Source organism: Streptomyces sp. NPDC039736 (assembly GCF_055596485.1).
This window is the reverse complement of sequence record NZ_JBVIUQ010000015.1, coordinates 137,689-146,739: the sequence shown is the minus strand read 5'-3', so window position 1 is coordinate 146,739 and position 9,051 is coordinate 137,689. Positions and strand designations below refer to the sequence as shown.

Annotated in this window: 10 protein-coding genes; 6 read left to right on the top strand and 4 right to left on the bottom strand. The window is 71.5% G+C overall.

What is annotated here, in order from left to right; translation table 11 throughout:
• Positions 1-408: 408 nt before the first annotated feature.
• Positions 409-756 carry a WhiB family transcriptional regulator gene (locus ACZ56L_RS33270; protein WP_345220373.1) on the top strand — a complete coding sequence of 116 codons (348 nt, stop codon included), beginning with the start codon at positions 409-411 and terminating at the stop codon, positions 754-756.
• A gap of 285 nt (positions 757-1,041) precedes the next feature.
• On the opposite strand, the gene bagB is transcribed toward ACZ56L_RS33270, so the two are convergent.
• On the bottom strand, positions 1,042-2,367 hold the full coding sequence (bagB, locus tag ACZ56L_RS33265; protein WP_471068495.1) for an ATPase BagB: 1,326 nt from the start codon (positions 2,365-2,367) through the stop codon (positions 1,042-1,044).
• Positions 2,364-3,362 carry an ATPase BagA gene (gene bagA, locus ACZ56L_RS33260; RefSeq protein ID WP_471068492.1) on the bottom strand — a complete coding sequence of 333 codons (999 nt, stop codon included), beginning with the start codon at positions 3,360-3,362 and terminating at the stop codon, positions 2,364-2,366. The genes bagB and bagA overlap by 4 nt, the downstream gene beginning before the upstream one ends.
• A gap of 116 nt (positions 3,363-3,478) precedes the next feature.
• On the opposite strand from bagA, the gene ACZ56L_RS33255 reads away from it, so the two are divergent.
• From ACZ56L_RS33255 to ACZ56L_RS33240, 4 genes are all read left to right on the top strand, one after another.
• Entirely contained in the window at positions 3,479-3,643 is a 165-nt protein-coding gene (locus ACZ56L_RS33255) for a DUF4177 domain-containing protein (protein WP_266664787.1), read from the top strand.
• Positions 3,640-4,107, top strand: coding sequence for a RidA family protein (locus ACZ56L_RS33250; RefSeq protein WP_345220362.1), 468 nt, complete (start codon positions 3,640-3,642; stop codon positions 4,105-4,107). The genes ACZ56L_RS33255 and ACZ56L_RS33250 overlap by 4 nt, the downstream gene beginning before the upstream one ends.
• A gap of 175 nt (positions 4,108-4,282) precedes the next feature.
• On the top strand, positions 4,283-5,194 hold the full coding sequence (locus tag ACZ56L_RS33245) for an NUDIX hydrolase (protein ID WP_471068487.1): 912 nt from the start codon (positions 4,283-4,285) through the stop codon (positions 5,192-5,194).
• Positions 5,191-6,039 (top strand): MBL fold metallo-hydrolase, encoded by an 849-nt coding sequence (locus ACZ56L_RS33240; RefSeq protein WP_471068484.1) that lies wholly within the window; start codon positions 5,191-5,193, stop codon positions 6,037-6,039. Before ACZ56L_RS33245 ends, ACZ56L_RS33240 begins: the two co-directional genes overlap by 4 nt.
• Before the next feature lie 220 nt (positions 6,040-6,259).
• Here ACZ56L_RS33240 and ACZ56L_RS33235 read toward each other — a convergent pair whose 3' ends face one another.
• A complete protein-coding gene (locus ACZ56L_RS33235; RefSeq protein ID WP_471068481.1) occupies positions 6,260-7,087 on the bottom strand; it encodes a nucleotidyltransferase domain-containing protein in 828 nt (275 codons plus the stop codon).
• A 66-nt stretch (positions 7,088-7,153) separates the two neighbouring features.
• On the opposite strand from ACZ56L_RS33235, the gene ACZ56L_RS33230 reads away from it, so the two are divergent.
• Complete coding sequence (locus ACZ56L_RS33230) at positions 7,154-8,032, top strand: prohibitin family protein (protein WP_401765564.1); 879 nt, start codon at positions 7,154-7,156, stop codon at positions 8,030-8,032.
• Between the two features lie 121 nt (positions 8,033-8,153).
• Here ACZ56L_RS33230 and ACZ56L_RS33225 read toward each other — a convergent pair whose 3' ends face one another.
• Positions 8,154-8,828: a Crp/Fnr family transcriptional regulator gene (locus ACZ56L_RS33225; RefSeq protein WP_123460131.1), complete on the bottom strand. Its 675-nt coding sequence runs from the start codon at positions 8,826-8,828 to the stop codon at positions 8,154-8,156.
• Positions 8,829-9,051 lie beyond the last annotated feature (223 nt).

Genomic DNA, 9,051 nt, shown 5'->3' with positions numbered 1-9,051 from the left:
ACGCGACCCCCGCAACTACCTGGCCTTCCTCGGCCTCGCCGCCGCCCTCTGCTGCTACAAGCGACTCGTCCGCCTCACCACGTAGGACACGGTCTAAGCTGCTCTCAGCTGTCACGCCAGTGCGGTTCCGTCTCACTCCGGCGGGGTCGTGCCGAGTGGTCCCCCGCTTTTCCCCGAGACCCCCTCGGCTCCGCTGAACTGTCCCGTTTCGCCGGGTAGATGACGCATGTCCCCAGCTCACTCCCCTGGGTGATCTGCCGCGTACGCATAGTCCGTTCGGGCCATTCAAGATTGGGCCTGAAGGGGGTGTTGCGCTGTGCCCACCTTCCGTAACGTCCTCAACTGGCAGCGGTGAATATGCCGCTGCCGCCGTGGGGGAGCCTCGATTCGGGAGAGGACGGCGCCGGGATGGGCTGGGTAACCGACTGGAGTGCGCAGGCAGCCTGCCGCACTACCGATCCGGATGAACTGTTCGTACAAGGAGCGGCGCAGAACCGGGCGAAGGCGGTGTGCACCGGATGCCCGGTGCGGACCGAGTGCCTGGCGGACGCGCTGGACAACCGCGTCGAATTCGGCGTGTGGGGTGGCATGACGGAGCGCGAACGCCGTGCGCTGCTGCGCAGGCGGCCGACGGTCACCTCGTGGCGCAGGCTCTTGGAGACCGCGCGCACGGAGTACGAGCGCGGCGCGGGAATCCTGCCCGCGGTGCTCGAAGAGGCCGAGGTGTACGAGGAGACGTACGCCGCGGTGGGCTAGGCCGATCGTGGCGGGGCTGGGCCGATCGTGGCAGCCGGGCCGGGTGGCACGGTGCCGAGGATGACGGCCGGGCCGGGTGGATGGCACGGTGCCGGGAGTGACGGCCGGGCCGGGTGGGACGGTGCCGGGGGTGACGGCGCGCAGGGCGAAGGACCCGGACGGGGATGTCCGGATCGGCCGCCGGTCGCTCACCGCGGTGCGTCGTTCGCGTACGCCCCGGGGTGCACACAGGCCTCACGGCTCACGGATGACCTGCGGGCCCCAGGGGGCCCACGGGCCGGCGGCTCACCGGTGACTCAGACGCTCACCGATGGTCCGCAGGCCGGCCAGGTCGTGCACGTCTCCGGGCAGGGCGGCGACTTCGGTCACCGCCACCTCGGGGTGGAGTGCGGTGAAGCGGTCGCGTGTTCGCTGTTCACGCGCGAGGACCTGCATGCGTTCGGCGTGCAGCCGCAGCAGGGCCGCGGTCAACTGCGCGACGTCGTCCGTGCCGTCGGTGGGTGATGTGTCGACGGCGTGCGTGTCCTCGGCGTGCTCGCCGTCGGCGGCGCCGCTGCTCGCGGTGGTGCGGGGTGTCTCGGGAGAGACGGCCGTGGAGCCACGAGGAGCAGCATTCCCGTCCCCCTGATCCACAATGCCGCCCTGCGCAAGATTTTCCGCGGCCGCCAGGGCCCGGTCGGCGGAGAGCTGGGGTGCGCCGCTGCCGTGCACCCGGTTGAGTACGAGACCGGCCAGCGGCATCTCCTCGGCGGCCAGGCGCTCCACGAAGTACGCCGCCTCGCGCAGCGCGTCCCGCTCCGGGGCGGCGACCACCAGGAACGCCGTCCCGGGCGCCTGGAGCAGCCGGTAGGTGGCGTCCGCACGCGTCCGGAAGCCGCCGAACATCGTGTCCATCGCCGCCACGAACGTCTGCACGTCGCGCAGGAGTTGGCCGCCCATCAGCTTGCTGAGCGTGCCGGTCATCATCGACATGCCGACGTTGAGGAACTTCATCCCGGCCCGGCCGCCCACCTTCGCCGGAGCCATCAGCACCCGGATGAACTTCCCGTCCAGGAACGACCCCAGCCGCTTCGGCGCGTCCAGGAAGTCCAGCGCCGACCGGCTCGGCGGGGTGTCCACGACGATCAGGTCCCACTCGTCGCGCGAGCGGAGCTGTCCCAGCTTCTCCATCGCCATGTACTCCTGCGTACCGGCGAACCCGGCCGACAGGGACTGGTAGAAGGGGTTGTCCAGGATGGCGCGGGCCCGGTCCGCGTCCGCGTGCGCCTCGACGATCTCGTCGAAGGTGCGCTTCATGTCGAGCATCATGGCGTGCAGCTCGCCGCCTGCGCTCTCGTCGACGCCCTTCACCCGGCGCGGCACGTTGTCCAGGGAGTCGATCCCCATCGACTGGGCGAGCCTGCGCGCCGGGTCGATGGTCAGCACCACCGCCCGCCGTCCCCGCTCGGCCGCCCGCACGCCCAGTGCCGCCGCGGTGGTCGTCTTCCCGACGCCGCCCGATCCGCAGCACACGACGATCCGGGTGGCCGGGTCGTCCAGCAGCGGATCGATGTCCAGCGCCGGTGCCGAGACCATCGCCGTACCGTCCGCCCGGTGCCTGTCCGCGCTCATGCCGATCTCCCTGCCCGGTCCGCCCCCAGGTGGGTACGGAGCGCCGCCGCCAGCCGGTAGAGCCCGGCCAGGTCCAACCCCTCGCCCAGCATGGGCAGTTCGTACGTCTCAAGGCCGGTCCCGGCCAGCGCCGCCCGCTGCTCCCGCTCCAGCTCGACCCGCTGCGTGTGCTCCGACGCCTGTTCCAGGAGCGGGTCCACCAGTCGCTCCGCGGGGCCGTCGGGCCGCGCGCCGCCCAGGCCCGCCGCCGACAGCGCCCGCGCCACCGCCGCCCGCCGCTCGCCGGCTGCCGAACGCAGCGCCGCCCCGTCCAGCAGCTCGGGCCGGACCATGTTCACCAGCACCTTGCCCACGGGCAGCTCCGCGGCCCGCAGTTCGGCGACCCCGTCCGCGGTCTCCTGGACCGGCATCTCCTCCAGCAGCGTCACGAAGTGCACCGCCGTCTCGGGGGACTTGAGAACCCGCATCACGGCCTGCGCCTGGTTGTGTATCGGCCCGAACCTCGCGAGTCCCGCCACCTCGTCGTTCACGTTCAGGAACTTGGTGATGCGCCCGGTGGGCGGTGCGTCCATCACCACGTGGTCGTAGACGTACGCGCCCTTCTTGTCCCGGCGCCGGACCGCCTCGCAGGCCTTGCCGGTCAGCAGGACGTCCCGCAGCCCCGGCGCGATGGTCGTCGCGAAGTCGATCGCGCCGAGCTTCTTCAGCGCCCGCCCGGCGCTCCCCAGCTTGTAGAACATCTGGAGGTAGTCCAGGAGCGCGCGTTCGGCGTCGATCGCGAGGGCGTACACCTCCCCGCCGCCCGACGCGACAGCGATCTTGCGCTCCTCGTACGGAAGGGGCTCCGTCTCGAAGAGCTGCGCGATGCCCTGCCTGCCCTCGACCTCCACCAGAAGGGTGCGTTTGCCCTCGGTGGCGAGGGCGAGCGCGAGTGCTGCGGCGACCGTGGTCTTGCCGGTACCGCCCTTGCCACTGACGACCTGGAGCCTGCTCACGCCTTCGAGCCTAACCAGTAGGTCCGCGGGCCAATCAGGAGGCCGCCCGTCCCGTACGTTCCGACGGGGCTTCCCGGGCGTTCCCGCCCGCTTTCCACCGGCTAGAGTTCGGCCGCATGAGTACAAAGTGGGAGTACGCGACTGTCCCCCTCCTCGTCCACGCGACGAAGCAGATCCTGGACACCTGGGGCGAGGACGGCTGGGAGCTCGTCCAGGTCGTGCCGGGTCCGAACAACCCCGAGCAGCTGGTGGCCTACCTCAAGCGGGAGAAGTCCGCATGAGCGCGGTCGAGGAGAAGATCGCCTCGCTCGGCCTGACCCTGCCCGAGGTCGTCCCGCCGATCGCCGCGTACCAGCCGGCCGTGCAGTCCGGCGTGTACGTCTTCACCGCGGGCCAGCTCCCGATGGTGGACGGCGCCCTGCCGGTCACCGGCAAGGTCGGGGCGGAGGTCACCGCCGAGGAGGCCAAGGACCTGGCGCGGATCTGCGCGCTGAACGCCCTGGCGGCCGTCAAGTCCGTCGCCGGTGACCTGGACCGCGTCGCACGCGTCGTGAAGGTCGTCGGCTTCGTGGCCTCGGCCACCGACTTCACCGGCCAGCCCGGCGTCATCAACGGGGCGAGCGAGCTCCTCGGTGAGGTGCTCGGCGACAAGGGCGTGCACGCTCGCAGCGCCGTCGGCGTCACGGTGCTGCCGCTGGACGCCCCGGTCGAGGTCGAGATCCAGGTGGAGCTCACCGAGGCGTGACCCGGTCCCGGTCCGAGTGCGGCCTGGTCCGGGGGCGGCCCGGCCCGGGGCGATCCGGGCCGGGTACGACCCGGTCCGGTCCGTGTGGCGGGGACCGCTGCCGGGCCCCGGCGTATGTCCGTGCCGGGTACAACTGCCTCTCGAACATCGCGGCGGTTGGCCGTAGCATCCGGCCATGTCCAATGGTCAGTGGTACCCGCCCGAATGGCCCGACCGGATTCGCGCGCTGGCGAGCGGCGAGCTCGTCCCCGCGACCCCCAAGCGGGCCGCGACCGTGCTGCTGCTGAGTGACGGCTCCGCCGCCGACCAGGACGGACTCCGGGTCCACATGCTGCGCAGACGCGCCTCCATGGCCTTCGCCGGAGGCGCGTACGCGTATCCGGGCGGCGGCGTCGACCCCCGGGACGACGACTCGCTGGTGCGCTGGGCGGGCCCCTCCCTGCCCGAGTGGGCCGAGCGGCTGGGCCTGCCGGACGACCTGGGCGCCGCCCAGGCGGTGGTCTGCGCGGCCGTCCGCGAGACCTTCGAGGAGGCGGGCGTCCTCCTCGCCGGCCCCACCGAGGACACCGTGGTCGGCGACACCACCGGCGCGGACTGGGAGGCGGACCGGCAGGCCCTGGTGGCCCGGGAGCTGGGCTTCGCCGAGTTCCTCGACCGGCGAGAGCTGGTGCTGCGCTCCGACCTGCTGGGCGCGTGGGCGCGCTGGATCACCCCCGAGTTCGAACCCCGGCGCTACGACACCTGGTTCTTCGTGGCCGCGCTGCCGGCCGGACAGCGGACCCGCAACGCCTCCACGGAGGCCGACCGCACCGTGTGGATCTCCCCGGCCGAGGCGGCGGCCGGGTACGACCGGGGCGAGCTGCTGATGATGCCGCCCACCATCTCCACACTGCGGCGGCTCCAGCCGTACCGTACGGCTGCAGAGGTCCTGGCGGACGCTCCGGCGCAGGACATGACACCCGTACTGGCCCGGGCCCGTCTCGTCGGCGGCGAACTGGAGCTGAGCTGGCCGGGCCACGACGAGTTCACCAAGCACGTCCCGGCCGCCGCCTCCGGGCAGGCCGACCCCGCGGGAGGCACCCGATGACGGACGCCACGGCCCTGCCCGGCCAGCCCCGCGGCGGCGTGCTGTCCGGCCGCGCCACCGCCCGCGCGGTCAACGTCCTGGCCCCGAACCCCTCGGCGATGACCCTGGACGGCACGAACACCTGGATCGTGTCCGAGCCGGACTCCGACCTGGCCGTCGTCGTGGACCCGGGTCCCCTGGACGACGTGCACCTGCGGGCGGTGATCGACACCGCGGAGAAGGCGGGCAAGCGGGTCGCGCTGACCCTGTTGACGCACGGGCATCCCGACCACGCGGAGGGCGCCGCGCGGTTCGCGGAGCTGACCCGGACCTCCGTGCGGGCGCTGGACCCCGCGCTGCGGCTCGGGGACGAGGGGCTGGGCGCCGGCGATGTGATCACCACCGGCGGAGTCGAGATGCGGGTGGTGCCCACGCCGGGGCACACCGCCGACTCTCTCTGCTTCCATCTGCCCGCCGACCAGGCCGTGCTGACGGGGGACACGGTGCTGGGGCGCGGCACCACCGTGGTGGCCCATCCGGACGGCCGGCTCGGGGACTACCTGGACTCGCTGCGGCGGCTGCGGTCGCTGACGGTGGACGACGGGGTGCGGCTCGTTCTGCCCGGCCACGGCCCCGTGCTCGACGACGCCCGGGGCGCGATCGAGTTCTACCTGGCGCACCGGGCGAGCCGGCTGGCACAGGTGGAGACGGCGGTGGAGAACGGGCACGTGAGTGCGTCCGACGTGGTGGCGCATGTCTACGCGGACGTGGACCGGTCCCTGTGGCCTGCGGCTGAGCTCTCGGTGCGGGCGCAGTTGGCGTATCTGCGCGAGCACGGCCTCATCGGACGCGAGCGGCCGAGCTGAGCTCCGGACCGTGGCGTTGCGGGCCGCCGCGTTCCGGATGGTCCGGATGGCCGCGTCTCGGATGGCCGGGCTCCGGACCGGGGCGTTGCGGACGGCCGCGTTCCGAGCGGCCGCGCGCCTGAGCCGCCTTGGTGCTTCTTCCCTGTGCAGTTCACAAGCTGCGAGGGCTCAACGACCCACTGACCTGCGGAACTCCGGTACTGCGCACTGCGGTACTTCTCTACGGCCGAGGGGTCTTCCTGCCGTGGACTGCGATGTATTCGGTCGCCAGCCACGGTCCGAAATCCTCGGTGTACACAGAGAGAACGGCCGGTAGGCCCGAAGGATTCCCGGCCGCCTCAGAAATTTTTCGCATCTCGTCGCCACGCTCCGGGTAGTACCGGGCGAAAACCTCGGCGGATTCGGCGAGTTCGCTGGTGAAGCGGCCCCAGCGGGGCATCACCAGGGTCAGTCCGGTGCGTACGAGACGGCGCGCGAAGGTCCGTTCCAGCCGTCGGAGTTCCGCCGCGGAACCCGCCGTCGCCACCAGTTCCCGCCACCGCGGCAGCGCGTCGATCAGGTCCCCGTTGGTCTCCCGCGCCAGCAGCGCGTCGGGGCGGTACCGGGGCAGGCGCTCGCCGAGGTCGGGCCCGAGCAGCGGGGTGCAGAGACAGGCGACGAACCAGCCCATGTCGTACCGTTCCCGCTCGCTCTTCAGCACGGCCTCGCTGAAGACCAGTTCACCCACGCCGTCGATCTGGGGGAACCGCGCGTCGAGCGCCTCGCCGATCCGCCGCATGTCCTGCCGGTCGGCAGCCGTCGGCTCGCCGCGCAGGGCCAGCAGGACGTCGAGGTCGGAGCGGCCGGGGCGGGCGGTGCCGCGCGGCACGGAACCGTACACATACGCACTGTGCAGCCGCTCGGGGCCGAACTCCGTCGCCAGGCGCGTGCGGAGCGCCGCGACGACGGGGCGGAACTCCTCCTGGACCCGGCACAGGGAGCCCTCGCGCTCGATGTACGGGTGCGGGGGAGGGCGTCCCGCGAATTCCCCCGCGCTGGTCATGTCCATGGCTTACTCTCCGCCTACATCCGGTGCGTACCGGCATGATGACCGTTGTTCCTGGGGGGAACCACTGTGTTTGTGCTGTCCATCCTGCTCGTCCTGGCCGCCGTGGTGCTCTACTTCGTGGGCCGGGCGCAGGACACCCGAGGTCTGAGACTCGGTGCGGCGGGCGCGTTGCTCGCCGGGCTGATCGCGGGGATCTCCAGCTGCCTGTACGTGATGAGCGCGTACGAGGTGGGGGTGCCGGTCACCTTCGGCAAGGTCGGCGGGCCGATGCTCTCCGGCATGCACCTGCGCTCGCCGTTCACGACCGTCACGTCCTTCTCCACCCGCCCCGTCGACCTCAACCTCTCCGACAAGGACGTCGTCGAGGTCCGCTCCTCGCAGGGCGGCGTCATGGAGGTCGAACTGACCGTGAAGTGGGCGGTGACCCCGGACAAGGTCGTCGAGCTGTACCGCCTCGCGGGCAGCGAGGAGTCCGTGCAGACGCGTCTGGTGCAGCCGGACAGCCGGGAGATCATCCGCAACGTGTTCGCCCGGCACACGAGCGAACAGGGCTATTCCTCGGCCCGCGAGAAGATCAACGCCGAGATCGGCGAGCTGATCAAGGAGCGGCTCGCTCCGCGCGGGATCGCCGTCGCGGCCGTCAACCTGCGCAATGTGAAGCCCTCCGCGCAGCTCCAGGGCCAGATCGACCGGAAGATCCAGCAGCAGCAGGCCACCGAGCGGGCCGAGGAGGCGGCCAAGACGGCCACCGCCGAGGCCAAGCGGCGCAAGATCGAGGCCGAGGGCGTCGCCCAGGCCAACCGCATCCTGAACAACTCGCTCAGCGACAAGGTGCTCGCGAACCAGTGCATCGAGGCCTACAAGGAGGCCGCCCAGAAGCACCCGGTGTACGCCGTTCCGTGCGGCTCGGGCAGCCGGACGCCGGTGATCGTGGGCAAGGACTGAACACCGTGACAAACGGAACGGGCCGCATCCTCACAGAGGGTGCGGCCCGTTCCCGTACTGCCTGTACTTCCCGTCGCCCGTACGGTCCGCCCGTACTGTCCGTACTTCCCGTACGACAGCGTCAGCGCGAGCGCTTCGCCAGACGTTCCACGTCCAGCAGGATCACGGCCCGCGCCTCCAGGCGCAGCCAGCCGCGGCCCGCGAAGTCCGCGAGCGCCTTGTTGACCGTCTCGCGGGAGGCGCCGACCAACTGGGCCAGCTCTTCCTGCGTCAGGTCGTGCACGACGTGGATGCCCTCCTCGGACTGCACACCGAAGCGCCGCGACAGGTCCAGAAGCGCACGGGCCACCCGGCCCGGCACGTCGGAGAAGACCAGGTCGGACATCTGGTCGTTGGTCTTGCGCAGTCGGCGGGCCACCGCGCGCAGCAGCGCGGTCGCGACCTCCGGGCGTACGTTCAGCCAGGGCTGGAGGTCGCCGTGGCCGAGGCCCAGCAGCTTGACCTCGGTCAGCGCCGTCGCGGTGGCGGTGCGCGGACCCGGGTCGAACAGCGACAGCTCGCCGATCAGCTCGCCGGGGCCGAGGACGGCCAGCATGTTCTCCCGGCCGTCGGGGGAGGTGCGGTGCAGCTTCACCTTGCCCTCGGTCACCACATAGAGGCGGTCACCGGGGTCGCCCTCGTGGAACAGGGCGTCACCGCGTGCGAGGGTCACCTCGCTCATGGAGGCGCGCAGCTCCGCGGCCTGCTCGTCATCGAGCGCCGCGAAGAGCGGGGCGCGCCGCAGAACGTCGTCCACGTGTTCTCTCCTTGTCGACCTGCTCAGGGGACCTGGATCCCCATGATGCCGGACGGTAAAACAGTGCGATCAATCACTTCAATCACCAAGGATGACTTACATCCGGGCCAGGTCGTGCTTCAGGGGGCTGATTGGGTACGCGTTGAGCTGTGGCCAAGGTGGATGTCCGTGGCTGCACCTAGGCTGGACGGGTGTCCAACACGCCGGTGAGAGCGCAGGTCAA

Coding starts and splice junctions, on each gene's coding strand:
- ACZ56L_RS33270 (WP_345220373.1), top strand. CDS start 409: ATGGGCTGGGTAACCGACTGGAGTGCGCAGGCAGCCTGCCGCACTACC.
- bagB (WP_471068495.1), bottom strand. CDS start 2,367: ATGAGCGCGGACAGGCACCGGGCGGACGGTACGGCGATGGTCTCGGCA.
- ACZ56L_RS33255 (WP_266664787.1), top strand. CDS start 3,479: ATGAGTACAAAGTGGGAGTACGCGACTGTCCCCCTCCTCGTCCACGCG.
- ACZ56L_RS33250 (WP_345220362.1), top strand. CDS start 3,640: ATGAGCGCGGTCGAGGAGAAGATCGCCTCGCTCGGCCTGACCCTGCCC.
- ACZ56L_RS33245 (WP_471068487.1), top strand. CDS start 4,283: ATGTCCAATGGTCAGTGGTACCCGCCCGAATGGCCCGACCGGATTCGC.
- ACZ56L_RS33240 (WP_471068484.1), top strand. CDS start 5,191: ATGACGGACGCCACGGCCCTGCCCGGCCAGCCCCGCGGCGGCGTGCTG.
- ACZ56L_RS33235 (WP_471068481.1), bottom strand. CDS start 7,087: ATGGACATGACCAGCGCGGGGGAATTCGCGGGACGCCCTCCCCCGCAC.